General features: G+C 52.7%; 14 protein-coding genes. All 14 read left to right on the top strand.

Going from position 1 to position 19,841, the window contains the following annotated elements:
• Positions 1-206: 206 nt before the first annotated feature.
• The 14 genes from P157_RS0111980 to P157_RS0111910 all read left to right on the top strand — a co-directional run bounded on the left by P157_RS0111980 (position 207) and on the right by P157_RS0111910 (position 19,821).
• A complete protein-coding gene (locus P157_RS0111980) occupies positions 207-1,376 on the top strand; it encodes an efflux RND transporter periplasmic adaptor subunit (protein ID WP_196243124.1) in 1,170 nt (389 codons plus the stop codon).
• Entirely contained in the window at positions 1,376-2,392 is a 1,017-nt protein-coding gene (locus P157_RS0111970) for an HlyD family secretion protein (RefSeq protein ID WP_026761196.1), read from the top strand. The genes P157_RS0111980 and P157_RS0111970 overlap by 1 nt, the downstream gene beginning before the upstream one ends.
• Positions 2,393-2,396: 4 nt before the next feature.
• Complete coding sequence (locus P157_RS0111965; protein ID WP_051598625.1) at positions 2,397-4,628, top strand: NHLP family bacteriocin export ABC transporter peptidase/permease/ATPase subunit; 2,232 nt, start codon at positions 2,397-2,399, stop codon at positions 4,626-4,628.
• 14 nt (positions 4,629-4,642) lie between these two features.
• Entirely contained in the window at positions 4,643-7,405 is a 2,763-nt protein-coding gene (locus P157_RS14595) for an NHLP bacteriocin export ABC transporter permease/ATPase subunit (protein WP_051598624.1), read from the top strand.
• A gap of 46 nt (positions 7,406-7,451) precedes the next feature.
• Positions 7,452-8,813, top strand: a complete 1,362-nt coding sequence (locus P157_RS14590) for a TolC family protein (protein ID WP_051598623.1) — start codon at positions 7,452-7,454, stop codon at positions 8,811-8,813.
• The gene (locus P157_RS15000) at positions 8,810-9,364 is read left to right on the top strand and encodes an RNA polymerase sigma factor (protein ID WP_026761194.1); all 555 of its coding nucleotides are present in this window, start codon (positions 8,810-8,812) and stop codon (positions 9,362-9,364) included. The genes P157_RS14590 and P157_RS15000 overlap by 4 nt, the downstream gene beginning before the upstream one ends.
• Before the next feature lie 84 nt (positions 9,365-9,448).
• The gene (locus P157_RS0111945; protein WP_026761193.1) at positions 9,449-9,676 is read left to right on the top strand and encodes a hypothetical protein; all 228 of its coding nucleotides are present in this window, start codon (positions 9,449-9,451) and stop codon (positions 9,674-9,676) included.
• A gap of 67 nt (positions 9,677-9,743) precedes the next feature.
• Positions 9,744-10,073: an STAS domain-containing protein gene (locus tag P157_RS0111940; protein WP_026761192.1), complete on the top strand. Its 330-nt coding sequence runs from the start codon at positions 9,744-9,746 to the stop codon at positions 10,071-10,073.
• A 40-nt stretch (positions 10,074-10,113) separates the two neighbouring features.
• Complete coding sequence (locus P157_RS0111935) at positions 10,114-12,249, top strand: SpoIIE family protein phosphatase (protein WP_026761191.1); 2,136 nt, start codon at positions 10,114-10,116, stop codon at positions 12,247-12,249.
• Between the two features lie 38 nt (positions 12,250-12,287).
• Positions 12,288-14,429: a SpoIIE family protein phosphatase gene (locus tag P157_RS14995; RefSeq protein WP_196243123.1), complete on the top strand. Its 2,142-nt coding sequence runs from the start codon at positions 12,288-12,290 to the stop codon at positions 14,427-14,429.
• Positions 14,430-14,564: 135 nt separating this feature from the next.
• Positions 14,565-16,151, top strand: a complete 1,587-nt coding sequence (gene serA / locus P157_RS0111925; protein WP_026761190.1) for a phosphoglycerate dehydrogenase — start codon at positions 14,565-14,567, stop codon at positions 16,149-16,151.
• Positions 16,152-16,353: 202 nt separating this feature from the next.
• On the top strand, positions 16,354-16,707 hold the full coding sequence (locus tag P157_RS0111920) for a hypothetical protein (RefSeq protein ID WP_026761189.1): 354 nt from the start codon (positions 16,354-16,356) through the stop codon (positions 16,705-16,707).
• 113 nt (positions 16,708-16,820) lie between these two features.
• The gene (locus P157_RS0111915) at positions 16,821-17,414 is read left to right on the top strand and encodes a helix-hairpin-helix domain-containing protein (protein WP_026761188.1); all 594 of its coding nucleotides are present in this window, start codon (positions 16,821-16,823) and stop codon (positions 17,412-17,414) included.
• Positions 17,415-17,430: 16 nt separating this feature from the next.
• Entirely contained in the window at positions 17,431-19,821 is a 2,391-nt protein-coding gene (locus P157_RS0111910) for a DNA internalization-related competence protein ComEC/Rec2 (protein ID WP_026761187.1), read from the top strand.
• Positions 19,822-19,841 lie beyond the last annotated feature (20 nt).

Genomic DNA, 19,841 nt, shown 5'->3' with positions numbered 1-19,841 from the left:
TAGCTGGCTAGGCTGAGCTGCCCGTTGACATGTCAAATTGACTTGTCAACGGGTTTTTCTTATGTGCAGGAATCTGGAATGATGTCCTAAAAGCAGGAATTTTACGAATTAAAGAGAAAATTATTAACTAATAAAGATAATTTTATATTTTTATAGAATAGGGGAAACACCGCGGAGAAATGGATTGGGAAAGGATATAGATGATTATGAAAAAATATTTTTATATTGGTATTGTCGTTATCCTCATGATATCTCTGGCTATTGTTGGTTATGGGGCATGGCTTAATTACAGTGATGAGAATCAGATAGCCAGTCGCATGGACAACAGAACGCTGCAGCTCAAGGCGGCCAAGGCGGAAGTTCGGGAGATGCAGCCCAGCATTACCATGGAGACGGTGCGCTTTGTCAGTGAGCGTATGACGGATGCGGTGGCCCTCACGGATGGACGTATCCTGCAGTGGTATGTGGAGAAGAACAGCAACGTGAATAAGGGGCAGGTATTGCTCTCCATGGCTAATGACCAGATTCCGCTGAAGATACAGCAGGCTACCAGTGCGGTAAGCCGCGCCGAGGCAGCCCTGGCGCAGGCCAATAGCTCATACCGTCGGCAGCAACGGCTTATGGCCAAGGACGCTACTTCCCATGAGAAATATGAGGAGGCAGAGGCCCGCTACCTGGCTGCCAAGGAGGCTCTGCGCGAGGCTGAAAGCCAGCGGGATCAGTATCTGGTGCAGAAGAACTGGCTCTCTGTGACCTCACCGGTGGATGGGGATGTGCTCCTTATCTATCAGCGGGAAGGTGCTTATGTACAGGCGGGCACGCCCGTGGCGCTGGTGGGCAATTTCGACCGGTTGACCTTTGCACTGACGGTAGCAGACAGCAGTACCCGGCGGATGGAGCTGGGAGAGTCTTTCGAACTGAAATTCCCCAACCGCTGGAGTATGGGCAAGGCTTATGATACGGAGTTTGGCGCTGGCAATCAGGGCTGGAATCAGAAGGTGAAGGCGACGCTCCGGGAAATCGTGCCGCCGCTGTCCGAGCCTGCTGATGTGCGGCGGGCCGTATGGGAAGTGGACAACCGCACGCATCTGTTGGAGCCATTGACCTATACGGGCGTCATTATGCAGGCTGTTAATCCTTATAAGTGCCTGACCGTGCCATTAAGTGCCATGTATGACAACGCGCGCAATGCGGTTTTTGTCGTGGATGGAGACGGCATTATCCATCTGCGTTCCGTGGTGACCGGAGCGGATGATGACAAGTATATCGAGATACGCGAGGGCCTGTCTGAAGGAGATATCGTGCTAGTGGGCAACTTCGAGGGCCTGGAGGATGGCATGAAGGCGGAAATTGTGCTGGAAGGGGAGAATAGCTGATGGACAAGCAGGAAAAGGATAATAAATCCCCAGAGGGCGCAGCAGAGCGCTGGACGCGCAGCAACAATCAGATTTTCAGCCAGGAGGCGCTAGACAAGATGCGCTCCCCGGAGAAACTGGATACAGTGCTGCCCATCACCACTCCACTCGGTTGGATGGGACTGGTGGCAGTAGCAGTAATGGTTTTTGCAGTGGTTATCTGGTCTGTTTTTGGTTCCTTTACCGTCAAGGCTGACGGCATGGGGCTTATCATGGATGTTTCCGGCGTGGCAAAGATTTCCACGGTATCCGGCGGCACCATTGATGAACTCTTTGTCCGTCCCGGTGTCAAGGTGAAAAAAGGGGAGATTGTCGCGCATCTTTACCAGTCCCAGGAGACAACGGCTGCCCGCATGGCCCAGTATGGGCCGGAATTGGCTGCCAACAGCCGGGATGCAGTGAATCGGGTGCATGAGTTCGATTCGCGGCGCAATCAGAAGGAGGCGGCGGAGTATATCCACTCCCCCTATGACGGGACAGTGAGTGAAGTCCTCGTGGCTGCCGGTTCTGTGGTAGGCGGCGGGGTGCCCATCGTCAACGTGCGCGTGGAAAATACCAGCGGCGACCTTCGAGGCGTGCTCTATATCCCCGTGGACAAGGGCGGCAAACGGGTGGAGAAAGGACAGACAATACAGCTGGCCCCCAATGGCGTGGATGTTTCCCAGTCGGGCAGCCTGTTGGGCATTGTGCGCTCCGTCTCCGAGTATCCCATTTCGCCGCAGGCCATGCAGAAGGAACTCGGCAATGAACAACTGGCGCAGTGGATTCTCCAAAGTCAGCAGAGTGCAGTGATGGAAGTGAACTTTGATTTGGTAAAAGACCCTGGTTCGCAGTCGGGTTATCTCTGGACTTCTTCCGTAGGCGAGCATAAGCCCATAACGCCGGGCAGTTTCTGCACCGGTTCCATCATCATCGAGCGGCGTCCGCCCATCGAGAAGGTTTTCTATAAATTGAGCCAATGGCTGAGGAACAGGTGAGGCCATGTTAGAGAAAGTGAAACGCATATTCACAAGGGACTGCAGCCGGGTAAAAGTTCCGACCATCCTGCAGATGGAGGCTACGGAATGTGGCGCGGCGGCTCTGGCCATGGTGCTGGCTCATTACGGCCTTTGGATACCGCTGGAAAAGCTTCGGGCTGAGTGCGGTGTAAACCGCGATGGTTCGAAAGCCAGCTGTGTCATACGGGCGGCACGGAATAGAAAGTGTCAGGCAGATGGTTACCGCTGGTCAACGGATGACCTGTTGGAGCTCCTGCCGGAAAATCCCTTTCCCTTGATTATTCATTGGGAATTCAATCATTTTGTGGTGCTGGAAGGTATCAAAAACGGCAAAGCCTATCTCAACGACCCCGCCATGGGGCGGCGTACCGTGCCACTAGAGGAGTTTCGTACCTCCTATACGGGCGTATCTCTCTATATCGAGCCGGGAGAGGACTTTGTAAAAGCCGGTCACCGCTACAATGTTTTTAAAGACTTGGGCAAAAAGCTCATGGAGGACCATTGGGCAGCCCTGTTCATTCTCATACTGGAATTTTGCGCCATTATTCCCGGTCTGGCCGGGCCGGTCATGAGCCAGATTTTTCTGGATGAAATTCTGACACGGAAGCATCTGAACTGGATGACGAGTTTTTGTATGGCCATGACGGCCTCCTTTATTCTGTCGGGCATCATGACCTGGCTGCGGGCGGTTGTGCTCACCCAGTGGCAGAGAAAGCTGACACTGGCGGATTCTTCCAGCTATTTCTGGCATCTGTTGAAGCTGCCCATGCAATTTTTTCATCAGCGCTATGCTGCTGAAGTGGCGGGTCGTGTGGGTTTCAATGAATCCATTGCTGGTGTCCTTTCAGGGCCTGCAGCTACGGCTGTGCTGGACTTTTTCGTAGCGTTATTCTATCTGTTGCTGCTGCTGCAGTACAATGTGACCCTGACCATTATCGGCGTACTCTTCAGCTCGGTGGAAATCGTGTTGTTCCTGGCTATGCGGCGGCATCTGACCGACCTCAATATGCGTATACAGCAGGATGCAGGCAAGGCTTATGGTGTGGCCATGAATGGATTGCGCATGATTGAGACCATCAAGGCCAATGGTGATGAGTCGGACTTCTTCACTAAATGGGCAGGCTATCAGACGAAAGTCCTTACCGCCTCCCAGGAGACGGCTCTTTGGGCCATGTCCGTGAAGATGCTGCCCACATTGCTCTCGGGTATCAACGGTGCCCTCATCATGACCATCGGTGGCTTCTCCATCATGGAGGGCGCCATGACTGCCGGTATGTTTATGGCTTTCCAGCATCTCATGCGCAGCTTTGAAGCTCCTGTCAATGCATTGGTGGGGCTCGGGAGCACCCTGCAGACCACAGAAATGCAGATGCAGAGGCTCAATGATGTGCGCTGCTATGAAGTGGACAGCCTGAACTTTCCTGCAGATGAGGAAGAAAAGAGCAAAAAATTTCCCATGGATAGGCTTTCGGGGGAGGTAACCCTTGATGATGTGAGCTTTGGTTACAGTCCGTTGGAGCCGCCCCTGCTGGAACATTTTAACCTCCATGCCAGCCCTGGCGACTGGGTAGCGGTTGTGGGTGCCTCCGGCAGCGGGAAGTCCACTTTTGCGAAAATCATCACGGGACTTTATGAGGAATGGTCTGGCACGCTGGCCTTTGATGGCACACCTCGGCGGCAGGTGCCGCGGCAGGTTATCACGAGCTCGCTGGCAGCAGTAGACCAGGACATCTTTCTGATTACCGGCACGGTGGCAGAAAATATTGCCCTCTTTGACAGCACTGTGCGCAAGAGCGACATCATCGCGGCGGCCAAGGATGCCTGCATACATGAGGATATCCTGCAGCTGGATGGTGGCTATGAGGCCCAGGTGGCGGAAGGCGGCGTGAATTTCTCCGGCGGTCAGCGCCAGCGGCTCGAAATCGCCCGCGCGTTAGCCGTGAATCCCTCGATTCTCGTGCTGGACGAGGCCACCAGCGCCCTCGACCCCATTACGGAAAAGAAGGTGCTAGAAAATATCCGGCATCGTGGCTGCACCTGTCTGATTGTGGCCCACAGGTTGTCCACTATCCGGGACTGCGATGAAATCATCGTCCTCTCCCATGGCAAGATAGTGGAGCGTGGCATCCATCGGGAAATGGTGCAGCATGACGGCCCCTACCGTAGGCTTATCGAGGAGCGGGAGAAAGAAGAAATGGAAACTATGGATGAATGAAGGAGGTAATGCCCATGAAGGAAAATATGCGTTTATTAGCAGGGCAGCGCTTTCTTCTTGAGGATGATAAGAGCTTTTGGCAGGTGCTTTCCGGACAGGTGGAAGTCTATGCGGTGCCCAGCAGCGGCAAGCTTTCTTTCCGCCGCTGTTATCTGATGGAGCTGACCTCTGGGGAAGCAGTATTTCCGGCCATGGATGAGTTCGAGGAAGTCCGTATACAGATTTATGCCGTAAACGACGCTGTGCTGAGTTGCACTACCTTGTCCGGGGCAGAGCCCGCTGAACTTCGCCCGCTGATGGAGCACTGGTTCAGGAGTCTGGTGCGTATTCCCTGGCTGCGTCTTATCGCCGACAAGGGCGATGATATGCTCCGGCAGTGGCAGCAGGCAGATATGCTGGCAGACTTTACAGACAGGGAATCCCTGCTGGAGGAGTTCGTCCAGCATGAGGAGCTTTTATCCACGCTGCTTGGAATGCGTTTCGGAGCGGAGGATGAGCGTCACTCCCGCCGCATTTTGCAGAAGAAGAATGCCAAGAAGACGATGGTGGAAAACGGCATCCGGAGTCTTTTGGGAGAGGAACAGCTCTTTGCCGGGACGTGGGCGCAAAACCGCAGCAACCATCTGCTTTCGGAAGTGGAATATGTGGTGGAGCAGGTCGCCAAGGCCCTTTCCATGCCGACGTCGTTTCTGGGCAATATGAAGGATAAGGTGCAGGACAAGGAGCCTGTAGCGCTATTGCGCCGCTTCATCCAACAGGGCAATATGCAGATGCGCCTGGTGAGCTTGCCCGAGGGCTGGTACAAGAAGGACACAGGTGTCATGATTGGCTTCTACACTCCGCCTGGGCATCATGAGAAGCTGTTGGCGGCTTTTATTCCCGACAGCCCGGAAAGCTATCACATTCTGCTGCGGGAAAAGCCGGAGGGCATCCCGCTTACGGATGCGGAGGTGAAGAACATAGCCAAGGATGCCTTCCAATGCTATGCGGGCTTCCCGTCCCGTGCGCTGAAACTGTGGGATTTGGTGAAGTTCATGTTTCACCAGTGCTGGAAGGCAGACTATCGCACGATTATCATTTGCAGCCTGTTTGCGGGACTTATTCCTTTGGCGACACCGATTATCACGGAAACCATATTTCAGGACATTATACCGATTTTAGACAGGCAGGGACTTGCTACAGTCACGCAGGCGCTGATGGTGACGAGCTTCACCACGGCGGCGCTGGGCATCGTGCGCTCCGTGGCGGTGATGCGCATATCCAGCCGCATTGAGATTTCCGCCGAAGCTGCCATGTGGGGCAGGCTCATGAGTCTGCCGACGAAGTTCTTCCGCCGGTTCACCGTGGGAGAACTGGCCAGCCGCATGGCCGGTATTGGCATCGCCAAGAATCTGGCTTCTGGAGAGTTTGTAGGCTCCATTCTCAGCTTTATCTTCTCCTTCTGGAGCATTTTCCTCATGTGTTACTACAGCCTGAAGCTCACGGCGGCGGCCATTGGTGTCTGGATTGTCTATAGCTTGTTCGTGGCCTTGGTGCTCAGACGGGTGCTGTTTTTCCAGCGGAAGATTATCGAGGCGGGCAACAAGTCTGCGGGCACTGTGCAGCAGATTTTCGCCGGACTGTCCAAATTCCGGGTGCAGGGGGCCGAGGAACAGGCGTACAATCTCTGGACGCGTGCCTTTGGTGAGCACTGGAATTGGAGCCTCAAGCTGCGCTGGCAGAACAATTACACGAGCATAATTTCCAGCATCCAGCCCTTTATTCTCACCCTGATTCTCTACTGGATCGCCGTCTATGGCATGAATGAAGTAGGACCGGACGGCAGGACCGTGAAGCAGGGCATCGGCTATGCGCAGTTCATCGCCTTTAACGCCGCTTACTCCAGCTTCAACGGAGTCGTAGGCGGTGTGATTGGCCTCGTGAGCCAGTATTTTGCCATCCAGCCACAGCTGGAGAACCTGCGGCCCATTTTGGAGGCCGTGCCGGAAAGCGGTGAGGAAAAGCATGAGGCCGGCCGCCTTACCGGCGCTCTCGAAGTCAGCCATGTCTCCTTTGCCTATACCCATATGGTGCCTGATGATAAGGGCGGCGTCAAGGAAGTCGAGGGCAAGGAAGTGCTTTCGGATGTGAGTTTTTCTGTGGCGGCAGGAGAAAACGTGGCCATCGTGGGCAAATCCGGCAGTGGCAAGAGCACTTTGGTGCGTCTGCTGCTGGGCTTCGAGGAACCCAAGCGGGGCAGCGTTTCTTTTGATGGGCAGGATTTATCGGAACTGTCCCTGCCCTCCGTGCGCTCGCAGATGGGCGTAGTGCTGCAGAATGGCCAGCTCATGACAGGAGATATTTATACCAATATTGTCGGGACGCGGCTGCTGACGCAGGAAGATGCCTGGCAGGCAGCGGAAGCGGCGGGCATTGCCGAGGACATCGCCGAGATGCCCATGGGCATGCAGACGGTCATCAGCGAGGGCAGCAGCAATATTTCCGGCGGTCAGCGCCAGCGCTTGCTCATTGCCCGTGCTCTGGTGGGAAAACCCCGCCTGTTGATTTTTGATGAGGCAACGAGTGCTTTGGACAACCGCTCGCAGGCCATTGTTACCAAGAGTCTGGACCGCCTCAGAGCAACCCGCATCATCGTGGCGCATCGTCTTTCTACCATCCGAAATTGTGACCGCATCATCGTCATGGATGATGGCAAGGTAGCCGAACAGGGGACTTTCAATGAGCTATTGGAAAAGGGCGGTCTGTTCTCAGAATTGGTAAAACGCCAGGTAGCATGATTGACACAAAAGTTATAGCAGATAGATTTAGAAGGTGAGACTTCCCATGAAAAAGACGATTTTACTGACATTGACGGCGCTGTCCTGTGTTATGACTCCGGTTAGTGCCGTACCCTACGGGGAGATGTACGGGGAGAACAATGAGCCGGTGCAGCTGACTCTGGCCCAATCCATCGAGATGGCGCTGGCAACGGATGAGCGCATTGAGGCGGCCCAGGCGGGCAGGGATGCTGCCAAGTGGAACCTGTCGGCCACGCGGCGGTCCACAGGGCCAAGTGTCACATGGAACAGCCAGGCCTACCGCATCGGCGGCGAAAACTACAGGCTTTCCGGCTTTCGCAGCACCTTTGCCAACAGTTGGAACCTCACGGTGCCCCTCTATACCGGCGGCCAGCTGGAAAATCAGCAGGAAGCCAAGGGCTATGCGCTGAACCGGGCGGACATGACGCTGGAGAATACCCGGCAGACCGTGCGCTTTCAGGCGGCGGAGGCTTACGCCAATCTGGTTCATCGGGTCAATCTGGAACGCATTGCCCAAAAGGCGGTGGACATGGGGGGCGCCCAGCTGAAACTCATCAACGATCAGTACACCGAAGGGGCGGTAGCCAAGGCTGATGTGCTCTTGATGCAGGTCCGGCTGGCCAATTACCAGCAGAATCTCAATTCAGCCCAGGCGGCCTTGGAAGTGGCAGAGTCAACTCTGGCCAGCAAGCTGGGGCTGCCCCAGAATACAGATATCGAAGCCGTGGATGTCTTTTCCTATGAGCCGTATGAAAAAGATTTGCCAGCCTGTGAGGCATATGCGCTGGCGCACCGTCCGGATGGCAAGGCAGCTGAACTGGCAGTCAAGAGTGCCGAAGCGGAAAAAGATGCGGCCAAGTCCGGCTACCGCCCCAGAGTCAATGGTGTGGCAGGCAAGAGCATTACCGGCACCAATGCTTTCCAAAATGAGCGCAGTGACAGCTGGGAGGCGGGGATTACCCTGTCCTGGAACATCTTTGATAACGGCGTCACGGCAGCGAAGGTACAGCAGGCCAAGGCCGATGTTAACCAATATCAGGCTGAGGCCAACCGCATCAAAAAGACCATTCAGCTCGAAACACGCTCGGCCTACATTCAGATGAAGACGGCGGAGGATAATATAAAAGCGGCGGCGGCAGCAGTGAAGCAGGCTGAAGAAAGCTATACCATAGCGCAGGTGCGCTATGAAGAAGGTGTGGACATCCTGCTGAGTGTCGCAGATGCGCAGGAAAAGCTCACGCAGGCCCGGTCAAACTACAGCACAGCTCTTTATCAATATAATCTCTACCGTGCGACGTTGGAAAAGGCCATGGGAATCCCTGTGATACGCTCTGATAAGGAGAGAAACCGGACAGAGGACATCCAGGCAAAGGAGGAACATACATGACCAAGGATATTGCTTATTGGAGCCAGGTGGCCCAGAACGCCGTCAAGGATGAGCAGGCCTTCACGGAGCTGTATGAGCATTATTTCCCCAGAGTCTACCAGTATCTTTTGAAGAAAACCTGTGACCATCATCTGGCAGACGAACTGGTGGAAAAAACCTTCATCAGCATGTATGAGAAACTCTCCCAGTACGACCCGGACAAGGGCGCTTTCTCTACCTGGCTTTTCCGCATTGCCCAGAATGCGCTGAACAAACATTTTGGTAGCAAGGCTGTCACCATGCACGCTACCTGGGAAGATAATTTCGACCCGGCCGCAGATACGGCTACCCCGGAGCAGCAGACGCTTAACACGGAGGAAATGACGGAATTGCGCGAGGCCATTATGCAGCTCTCTGAGCGCGAACAGAGAATTTTGGAGATGACCTACTGGCTGGACATGAAGTCGGGAGAAGTGGCCAAAGCGCTCGGCATGACCCCGGATAACGTGCGGCATGTGCTCATGGAGGCCCGGAAGAAGCTGCGGGTGCTATTGTCGGCGAAAGAAAATTAATTTTTTTTGAAAACCCCTCACAGTTTTTGCTGCCAGGGATATAAAGGACAAGAAAGATAGAGAACAAGCAAAGGAGGGAGAAAGATGAACGAAATGGAACTGGAACAGAAACTGAGAGCCTTTGATTATACGACATTGGATACTGTTAAAGATAATCTGAAAGACAAACTTCTGGCCATGCACCGCCGGGATAATCAAACCGTCCTGTCCTTCCGCTCCAAGTGGAACGATAAGAGACTCAGCGAGGACGAACTGGACTATGCAGCAGCTGCAGGCACTCCTGGATGTCAGGAAAAAAAGAAGGAAAAATAAAATGAATAGGATAAAAAGCAGAGCCAAATAGCAAATTGGCTCTGCTTTTGGAACGGAGGAAATGAAGATGGATACACTGGAATTTGAAACGGGCAAGCAGAACGATTGGGTAGTGGTGAAAGCCAAGGGGCGGCTGGACAGATTGAACGCTGCCGATGTCAGCGTGGAGTGGGAGAAGATTCAGGAAGAAAGCCAGAAAATGGTTCTGGAGCTTTCCGAAATGGATTATCTTTCCAGTGCGGGCATTCGGATTTTGCTGCGCCTGTCCAAAAAGGCAAAAGCGGAGGGCAAGGAATTTGCTCTTTGCTGCGGGGACGGCTTTGTGAAAGAAGTGCTGGAAGATTCCAATATGGATATGCTGGTCAAAGTTTATGATAGTCTGGATGAATTGGCCTGAACATAGGGCAGAAACTATTAAAAGATAGGGGGCAGGGGCGATGAAGATGAATATCCACGGCAAGGCCCTGCTCTTTATTTGTGCGGCAGGTATTTCCACTTCCTTGTTGCTGGGGAGTATGTTCTTCCTAGGGCTGAAAGAAGCGGAGAATCTGCTCGACCGTCAGGTGGTCACTCTGGCGGGGAATATTACGCAGGAAGCAGAGAACTTTGCCGAAGACGAAGTGCGGAAGCGCATGGAATCTGTCATTTTGCAAAAGGCCTATTATGTGGAAATATTTATGCAGGAACTGGAAGGCGATGTCGCTATCCTGGCCAAGAGCATGACAAATCTTACGCAGGAGAATAGCGCTGCTTCCACATACCGTATCTATGACCCGCGACAGGAGAATGTGCGCTCCGGGCAGCTGTATTTTCTCGCAGGCGCTTCCGGAGGCAGTCCTTCACCAAAGGCCTTGCAAAGTGCCAATATTGGTGATGTTATGCATCGCTTGGCCAAAAGTTATGAGGCAGCTCCCATGCTGTTCTATATTGGTTCCAAGGATGGCTGGAGCCTGCGCATGGATTTTATGTCGAATCCGGATGAATTGATTGTTCTGCCTGCGGAGGCTCTTACGCCTGCTTATGATACCAGAGACAGGTATTGGTATAAGCTGGGGAAGGAAGCCGTGGGCAAAGATGTGGCGGAGATTATTCCCATATACGCGTCTCTGGGTGGTGAGACACTGCTGGCCTGTGTCATGCCTTATGAGGATGCAGACGGCTTTGCCGGTGTGGTGGGTATTTCCATCGCACCTGTTGTTTTGCAGCAGGAAATAAAAAAAGAGGTACTCACTGAGGACAATATCAGTTTTCTCATAAATCCTCAAGGGCAGATTGTCTTATCCTCCGCAAAAGAGGGAACCTTTGCACCGAATCGTCCCGACTTTGACTTGCGGAAAACGGATAATCAGGCGCTTTCGCAGGCAGCAGAGGATATGATTGCCGGGAACAATAATTCAAAGCGTGTGCAGGTTGACGGGGAAGATTGTTATCTCGTATATGCCCATGTGGGCGATAAGGGCTGGAGTTATGGGGAACTGGTGAAGCTGGAGGAAGTCCGGTCGGATGCGCAGTTCATTGGCCTTTCGACGAAAAAGGAACTGCAGGAACTGCAGGGGATAGCGGCGCCGTTGCTGGAAAAAATTCGCATTTATTTATTCTGCGCTATGGGCATTTTGCTTGTGGTATTATTTTGGGTGAGCTGGCGCTGGGCAAAGAATTTTACGCGGCCCTTTACGGAACTGGCAGAAGGTATGCGCCGGGTGGCAGGTGGTCATTTCGATGAGAAAATCCATATTTCCACCGGGGATGAGATCGAGAAATTGGCAGATAGTTTCAATGCCATGACAGATGACTTGAACGTATATATGCAGGAGCTTTCTGAGGCACAGGCGAAAAAGGCCCAGGCTGCAGCAGGGCTGGACGTGGCCATTGGCATTCAAAAGGGCCTGCTGCCTAAAGCGTTCCCTAAAAGCGAAAAATTTTCTTTGTTTGCCCGCATGGAACCGGCTAAAGAAGTGGGCGGGGATTTTTATGATTTTTACTATCTGGACAAAAATCGTCTGGTTCTGACTATGGCCAGTGTCGATAGCAGTTCCCATGATATGGGGAAGGGCATACCTGCGGCACTCTTTATGGCGGTAGCAAAGAATATTCTCAGAAATTGTCTGAATACGAGTCGGGGAAAAAATCCAGCGGCTGCCTTGCAGCAGGCCATGGAACGGCTGGCGGAGGAAAATGTGGAAAAATTATCCGTCAATGTTTTTGTCGGGATTCTCGATACCGGGACAGGCGAGCTTTCATATGCCAATACTTCGCCGACGCCGGCGCTCTTATGTCATGGGGAGGATATTGAGGAACTGGCTAAGCGGGAAGATGTGGGCGAGTTAAAGCAAGGCAGGGCAGTTCTTGCGCAGGGCAATGTACTTTTCCTCTATACGGACAATGTATGGAGCCATAGCGGAGCGGACAGGAGCCATTTGGATTTGGCCTGGTTCCAAAAGATAATGGCGCCGATTGCCGCTGAATCTGCCGAGAATATTACGCTTACCATGGAAGCGGCCATGAAATCTTATCGGCAGAAGTCCGGGCAGGAAGGCGATATTGCCCTGATGGTACTGCGCTGGAACGGGTGAAAATCATGACAGACTGGTGGGAAAAGGATGTGTTGACAATGAGGCCGGGCATAAGAAAGCGGCTGTTCCTGCTCATGTTATTGGGGTGTACTTTGGGCATTCTCTTTTTGGGAATGCCTATGCTTTATGGCATTTATGAAATGCAATCCCTGGTTAGCGGGAAAGACGAGATTATCTCACGCGCCGTTTCCTACTATACAACGGATTTTGCCAAGGAGCAGGCGCAGGAACAGATTGAGGGGGAAGCGGAAATCCGTGCCGGCATAATGGGGTATGAAGCGGGGATGGTGCAGGCAGATGTGCAGTATATTTGCGATGAATTGAACAGCATTCTGCAGGAACCCGGCAAGTATTCGCCCAAGACAATTCCCAATGCACTTTATGAGGAGGTTCCGCGGGGGACGGTTTATGTCCATTTTAGCCCCGAACTGGTACAGAAAGGTGTTTCGCCGGAGTTGGAGCAGGAAATACGGAGAGTCGCCAATATCGCGACGACCATGACCAAACTGGGCGAATATTATCAATGCGTATTTGTGGTTTCCAAACATGGTTATATTATCCGCTTCGATGCGAAAAAAGAAGCAGATGCTATTTCGCAGCTGAGTAAAGAACCTTGGCGGCATACGTATGATGCCAGAAAGGGAAATTGGTATAGCAGCGGCTTAAAACATTCGTCACCTGCGTATACCGAGAGTTACCTGGGGACGGATGGCGAGTTGGTGCTGCCCTGCGTCACGCCTTATTATGATGCCGATGGTATTGCAGGTGTGGTAGGCGTGGATTGCAAACCCGACAACTTTCTGCCGGTTGAAGAGGAAGGCAATATTAATTTCTTTGCCTTGGGGAGCAACGGCGAAGTTCTATTAAAGGAGTTAGAAGAGAAATTTACTGCGGACTTTCCCTTGGGACAGGATTTGCAGAAAAGCAATATCACCAGTTTGTCCTTTGCAGCCCGCCGTATGGTGAAGGGCAATATTGGCTATCGAAAATTAAATTTTGAGGGGGAGGAATATTATCTTTCGTATGCACCTGTGCCAAGGCAGACTTGGAGTGTAGGCACCTTGATGGAGAAAGCCAGGGTGACAAAGGCAGCTAAGGATGCCCAGGGACGGATGATGGGCAAGATGGATGAACTGAATGCCTCGTTGCAGCGAATGGTGGCGCTTTTCGCCGGGCTGCTGATTATCAGTGTAATGCTGGCTGTAGCCTTGGTATCCTATGGAAGTGCCCGTGCATCGGAATTCTTCTGCCGCCCGCTGCGCAAGTTAATGGAGGCGGCCAAAGAAATTGCTAAGGGGAATTTTTCGCATAAATTGGATGTGATACCCGAGGGGGATGAAATCAATCATCTGGCCGCCTGCTTCAACGGCATGACGGATGAGCTGGAACGCTACGAAGATGAAATTGCCCGCATATCCTTTGAAACTTCCCGCATCGAGGCAGAGCTGGCTGCGGCAGCTCAAATTCAAATCAGTCTGCTGCCGGCACCGCTGCCAAAAAATGAGGCGTTTCAGCTGGCCGCGGCCATGTATCCTGCGAAGGAAGTGGGCGGCGATTTCTATGATTTCTTTTACGTTGACCAGAATCATCTGGCAGTAATCATTGCGGATGTGTCGGATAAAGGCGTATCAGCCGCCCTGTTCATGGCCGTGGCCAAAACGGTGCTCAAAAATTCCATCTTGTCGGGCAAGACGGAAAGCAGTTTGGCTGAAGCTGTGGCTCTGGCCAATGACCAACTGTCGGCCGAAAATGAAGAGGGACTCTTTGTGACGGTGTTTGCGGGCATTTTAGAGCTGAACACGGGAGATTTTACCTATGTCAATGGCGGTCATAATCCGCCATTGCTGTTGGAGGGAGATGCTTTGTCCTATTTGCCTCTGACCAAGAAAAGTCCTGTTCTGGGCATGATGGAAGGAATTCCCTTCGAGGAAAAAAAGATGTGCCTGGGCAAAGGCACCCGGCTCTTCCTTTATACAGATGGTGTGACAGAGGCCATGGATGTGAGTGGGCAGATGTTTACCAAGGAGCGTCTGGAAAGGAAACTGTCCCTGCTATCTGTCAAGGCGGAGCCAGGTGAAGTCATAGAAGATGTGCTGCTGGAGGTTCAGCGTCATGCAGGGGCGGCGGAGCAGTCGGATGATATCACCATGGTGGCGCTGAATTATGCGGGCAGGGGATAGTTACATAAAGAATAAATTAATAGCATAAGACTAAAACAAAAAATAAATCTTGTTTTTCTGCAAAATACACTTGCTGATATAAAGTGGATAAACTATAATGGAATAGTGTTATTTTGATTATAAGGAGCGATGGACATGAAGGTTTTGGCTGCTGATGGCATTTCGCCCAAGGGCATTGAGCTTTTGCAGAAGGAGTTTGAAGTAGATGTGCGGGACAAGATTTCCGCTGAGGAACTGTTGGAAGTAATTCCGCAGTATGATGCATTGATGGTGCGCTCTGCCTCTAAGGTGACGGCTGAAGTCATCAATCGGGCAGAGAAGCTCAAGATAATCGGCCGTGCTGGTGTTGGCGTGGATAATATCGACATTCCGGCAGCTACGGCCAAGGGCATTATCGTTATTAACTCTCCCGGCGGCAACACCATCGCCGCTACGGAACATACCATGGCCATGATGCTGGCCATGTCCCGCAATATTCCCATTGCCAATGAAACCATGCAGAAGGGCGAGTGGAATCGCAAGCAGTATGTGGGTGTGGAACTGCGGAATAAGACGCTGGGCGTTATCGGCATGGGGCGTATCGGTTCTGGGGTGGCCAAACGCGCCATGGCCTTCGATATGAATGTCATCGCCTATGACCCCTATATCAACGAAGACCGTGCCAAAGATTTGGGTGTGACGGTCGGCACGCTCGACGATGTCATCACGCAGTCGGACTTCATCACGGTGCATATGCCGCTGACGCCTGACACCAAGGGCATGATTGGCATGGAACAGATGAAGAAGATGAAAAAGGGCGTGCGTCTGGTGAACTGCGCCCGTGGCGGCATTATCGTCGAGGAAGATTTGGCCGAAGCCGTGAAGCAGGGGATTGTGGCCGGTGCAGCCATCGACGTATTCACCAGCGAGCCTGTCGGTGCTGACCATCCGCTCGTCGGTGTGCCGGGCATTGTGCTGACGCCGCATCTGGGTGCATCCACGGTAGAAGCGCAGGTCGGTGTATCTCTGGATGTATCCGAAGGTATCTTGGCAGCCCTCAAGGGTGAGCCGGTGGCAACGGCAGTCAATATGGCGCCGGTTTCCCCGCAGGTTATGAAGGTTATTGCGCCGTATCTTACGCTGGCTGAACGCCTGGGCGGCACTGTGGCATCTTTGGCTGAAGCTCCCGTCAAGAAGGTGGAGGTTACCTACAACGGCGAGATTACGGAAGTCAACACGGGCATGCTGACCACGGCCGTAATCAAAGGCCTCTTGAATCCCATTATGGAAAACGATGTGAACTACGTCAACGCTCCTGGCTTGGCTAAAGAACGCGGCATCAAAGTGACGGAAGTCAAGAAGAAAGAAGCCGAAGACTTTGCCAACCTCATTACGGTCAAAGCCGATATTGGCGGTGGCAAGAACCTCACAGTGCAGGGCACACTCTTTGGCAGTGAAGCCCGCATTGTGCGCATCAACAAGTTCCGTGTGGATGTTGACCCGCAGGCTCGCATTCTCGTGTGCCCGCATATCAACAAGCCCGGCGTTATCGGTACGATTGGTACCTTCCTCGGCGTGCATGGCATCAACATCTCCGGCATGCAGGTGGGCAAGACGGAAGTCGAAGGCACGAGCCTGATGGTGCTGACCGTTGACCATGACATTCCGGCAAGTGTGCTCAAAGATGTCAAGGGCATTGACGGCATCATTGATGCCAAGCTGGTCAATTTCTACGCCATTTGACAAGTCAAAACTGTATATAAAGCTAAAACAAAGCTCTGTGTTCAATGGACACAGAGCTTTGTTGTTTGGGAAGGTTTGCATTATGTATACGCATCGCTAACATTCACACAATTCAGTAAACAAAATTTTAAGTATACATGCATACAATTTGCGTACAGTGTAAACTTGTGCTATTATATATCCACGGTAGGAGGTGCTGTGTATGTATACAAAAGAACTTTATATAACGAGAATTAAACTGATTGCTCTGAGCCGGATTCGTCAGATTGGGGAGGCGGTGCTGGAAAGCCCGGGCGATTTCCGCAAGGATACGCGGGACTATCTGGATGCCATGTATGAGGGGATTTCCTACATGCGTCCGGAGCGTCTGGCGGAGGTAGTAACGACTGTCTATGACGGCTACGCCGAAGCGGGGAATGCTGACGATGGCTGCGTGGCAGACTCTTTGATGTCCATTGCTCTGGCAGAATACCAGAACGAACTGGGCGAGGATAATATCTACGATTTGGGCTGGAACAGCTGGGTGGAAGATTTCTTCCGCACGGAAATCGCGTAATCATAAGCAATCATTATATTTTATGCAAAAACTTCTGCAGTTAGCAGGAGTTTTTTTATTGCCCGCGAAGCATTGATGTATAATGACAGGGGATAAAGGATGGTGGTTGTATTATGCCAATGTACAAGAAGCAGCTGTTTGTCTTAATAATTATTCTGCTGGCGGCTATTGGCGGCACTTATTACGGCTTGTATAGCGAGGAGCAGTCTGCAGTGCTGGAATCATCTCCGCCTGCTGAGAATGCATTGCCTGTTAAGGAAATAACCATCTATGTCACAGGGGCGGTCAATAAACCGGGATTGGTGAAAGTGGCCGAAGGTGCGCGGGCCGCTGATGCCATCAATGCCTGCGGGGGACTGCTGCCCATCGCGGACAGCGAGAAAATCAATCTGGCCCAGAATCTGAAGGATGGCCAGCAGTTAAAAGTGCCGGAAAAAGAACGGTCAAATAGCAATGTTGACAAGTCAAAAATTGACAAGTCAAAAGCTGACATGTCAAAGAATGGCGGCAGCGGCGAACTGGTCAACATCAATACCGCGGATGAAAAGGTTTTGGACACCCTGCCGGGCATTGGCCCTGCCATGGCCAAACGGATTATCGAGTACCGGGAGACGGAAGGTCTGTTCCAGTCCATCGAGGATATCAAAAAGATTCGGGGCATTGGCGATGCCAAGTTCGAGAAGCTGAAGGATAAGATTTGCATTTGATGTGGGATGTGAGGCCATGAAAATCGGTCAGGGGCAGGAGATATTTTTAGCGGGACTGCTCGTAGCCTTGGGTGCAGGGATTGGTTGTGCGAGCCTGCTGACATTGCCTGGAAGCATCATTCTGCCGTTGCTGCTCTTGGCATTGAGCTTATCTATCTTTGGCGCTTGGCAGGGACGGCAATGGACGTGGCTAGCCGTGCTGGCTGCGTTTTTTTGCGTGGGTATGCTGCGCTTTATGGCGGCGGATTATCTGTCGGAGCAGGATATCGGCAATTTTGCGCGAGAGACGGTGAAGGTGGAGGGGATTCTGCGGGAGGAACCGCGGCTGACGGAAGACAATCAGGGACAGAAGAAGCAGCGTTATCTGCTGGATGTGACGCGGGTAAGACTTAAAGGGCAGGAATGGCAGAAAGCCAGCGGGGGAATCTATGTCTATGCCCGCCATCGTGAGGCGCCTGCCGTGCGCATTGGCGATAAGGTGACGGCTGCGGGAAAGGTGCGCTCGCCGCATGGCTATCAAAATCCCGGCCAGCTGGATACGAAACTGCTGCTCAAGAGTCAGGGAATAACGGCTTCATTGTCAGCAGGCAAGCAAGGCATCAAAGTAGAACCGGTGGAAACCGCCGCTTTTGCTCGCAAGCTGGCAGAAGTGCGCAGCCATTATCGGGAACGAATGCAGGCGGTCATGCCCAAAGAGGATGTGGCGGCTATCTTTGCCATGCTCTTTGGCGGCTATGATGGTGTTAATGAAGATTTGGTGCAGAATTTTACGCTCACAGGACTCATTCATCTGCTTTCGGTATCCGGCTCGCATATCAGTCTGCTGGCGGCGGTGATGGCAGGGCTGGGCACATTGCTGCGCCTGCCTAGAGCCGCAACGGCAGTGCTGGTGGTTGGGCTTATCGTTATCTATAGTCTGCTGGCTGGGGCGGTACCGCCGGTTATCCGTTCTGCGATTATGGGCGGACTGGCCTTTGTGGCTTTGGCGTTGGACAGGGAACGGGATGCCCAGCGGATTTTGCTCGTAACTGGGTTGGTGATGCTCGTAATCTGGCCGTTATTGCTCTTTCATATCAGTTTTCAGCTGTCTTTTTTGGCTACGGCGGGCTTGTTGTATTTGGCACCGAAATGGCAGAGTTTTCTGCGGGAGCGCGGCGTAAACTCTTTTGTGGCGGCGGGGCTTTCGATTACGCTAGCGGCGCAGCTGGCTACCCTGCCTATACTAGCCTGGTATTTCAATCAGCTGTCCCTGTCCTCATTGCTGGCCAATCTGGTGGTGGTGCCCTTGGTGGAGATTTTGATTGTGCTAGGACTCTTTGCCGGCATGTTGGCCTTCGTCCTGCCGTTTGCTGGCAGTGTGGTCTTTGCCTGTGACAGTCTGCTCCTAGGTGTTGTGGAAGAATTGACCGCCCTAATCGCGGCTCTGCCAGCTAGTGCCATTTGGATTCCTTCTTTGCATTTCAGCGGGGGATTGCTTTACTACGTTTGGCTGGGGCTGTTTTTGTTGACGGCAGAACAGCGGGAAAAATTATGGGAGGGACTGAAAGCCCGGCGTAAAGTGCTGGGGATGGGGGCGCTGGTCTTATTGGTCTTTGTCGTCAGCTGGCAAATGGCAAGACCCAAGGAAATGCAGGTGCATTTTATCGATGTGGGGCAGGGAGATGCGGCGCTTCTCATCACGCCGCATGGTCATGCTTTTATGTTTGACTGTGGCGGCACCAGAGATGGGGCCTTTGATGTGGGAGCCAAGGTGGATGTGCCCTATCTGCTGCATTATGGTGTTTTGAAGCTGGATGCTGTATTCCTTACCCATGCCCATGAGGACCATGCGGCAGGCTGCGGCTCGCTGATGAAAAAAATCCCGGTGAAGCAGGTGGTCACGGCAGATGAGGGAATTAGCGATTATGCCCGCAGTATGCGGTTGGGGGACAATGACCCGCTGTTGCATAAGTTCCATACTGCCCGGCAGGGGGAGGAACTCACGGTTGATGGTGTGCGGATTGAAGTCCTCTATGCGCCAAGTGTCAGTGGCGGAGAAAACAAGACCGGCAACGAAGCCTCGAATGTCTATCGCGTGAGCTACGGAAAAGCCAGTTTTCTCTTTACCGGGGATTTGACCAAAGAACGGGAAGCAGAACTTTTGGCGGCAGGAATAAATTCGCAAAGCACTGTGTTGAAGGCAGGCCATCATGGCAGTGATACGTCAAGTTCGCCGGAATTTTTAGAGGCCGTCCACCCTAAGTTCGGTATTTTTTGCGCGGGTGCCGATAACTCCTTCGGCCATCCAAAGCCGGAGATTGTCAAGCGCTTCCGCCAGCTGGGAATCAAGACATACCGCACGGATGAAGATGGTGCTGTGGTGTTTTATACGGATGGGGAGAGAATGCGGGTGGAAACCTATAACTGACACCAAAGATGCTAAACATG

The sequence above is a fragment of the Selenomonas ruminantium AC2024 genome, from assembly GCF_000687995.1.
In the GTDB taxonomy this organism is placed as follows: Bacteria; Bacillota; Negativicutes; order Selenomonadales; family Selenomonadaceae; genus Selenomonas_A; species Selenomonas_A ruminantium_B.
Note: the sequence above shows the minus strand (reverse complement) of the source record. Positions and strands in the feature narration are given on the sequence as shown.

Excerpts from the sequence above, each read along its gene's own strand:
- P157_RS0111910 (WP_026761187.1), top strand. The coding sequence starts at position 17,431 with ATGAAAATCGGTCAGGGGCAGGAGATATTTTTAGCGGGACTGCTCGTA.
- serA (WP_026761190.1), top strand. The coding sequence starts at position 14,565 with ATGAAGGTTTTGGCTGCTGATGGCATTTCGCCCAAGGGCATTGAGCTT.
- P157_RS15000 (WP_026761194.1), top strand. The coding sequence starts at position 8,810 with ATGACCAAGGATATTGCTTATTGGAGCCAGGTGGCCCAGAACGCCGTC.
- P157_RS0111920 (WP_026761189.1), top strand. The coding sequence starts at position 16,354 with ATGTATACAAAAGAACTTTATATAACGAGAATTAAACTGATTGCTCTG.
- P157_RS0111940 (WP_026761192.1), top strand. The coding sequence starts at position 9,744 with ATGGATACACTGGAATTTGAAACGGGCAAGCAGAACGATTGGGTAGTG.
- P157_RS0111945 (WP_026761193.1), top strand. The coding sequence starts at position 9,449 with ATGAACGAAATGGAACTGGAACAGAAACTGAGAGCCTTTGATTATACG.
- P157_RS14995 (WP_196243123.1), top strand. The coding sequence starts at position 12,288 with ATGAGGCCGGGCATAAGAAAGCGGCTGTTCCTGCTCATGTTATTGGGG.
- P157_RS14590 (WP_051598623.1), top strand. The coding sequence starts at position 7,452 with ATGAAAAAGACGATTTTACTGACATTGACGGCGCTGTCCTGTGTTATG.
- P157_RS14595 (WP_051598624.1), top strand. The coding sequence starts at position 4,643 with ATGAAGGAAAATATGCGTTTATTAGCAGGGCAGCGCTTTCTTCTTGAG.
- P157_RS0111965 (WP_051598625.1), top strand. The coding sequence starts at position 2,397 with ATGTTAGAGAAAGTGAAACGCATATTCACAAGGGACTGCAGCCGGGTA.
- P157_RS0111935 (WP_026761191.1), top strand. The coding sequence starts at position 10,114 with ATGAAGATGAATATCCACGGCAAGGCCCTGCTCTTTATTTGTGCGGCA.
- P157_RS0111970 (WP_026761196.1), top strand. The coding sequence starts at position 1,376 with ATGGACAAGCAGGAAAAGGATAATAAATCCCCAGAGGGCGCAGCAGAG.
- P157_RS0111980 (WP_196243124.1), top strand. The coding sequence starts at position 207 with ATGAAAAAATATTTTTATATTGGTATTGTCGTTATCCTCATGATATCT.
- P157_RS0111915 (WP_026761188.1), top strand. The coding sequence starts at position 16,821 with ATGCCAATGTACAAGAAGCAGCTGTTTGTCTTAATAATTATTCTGCTG.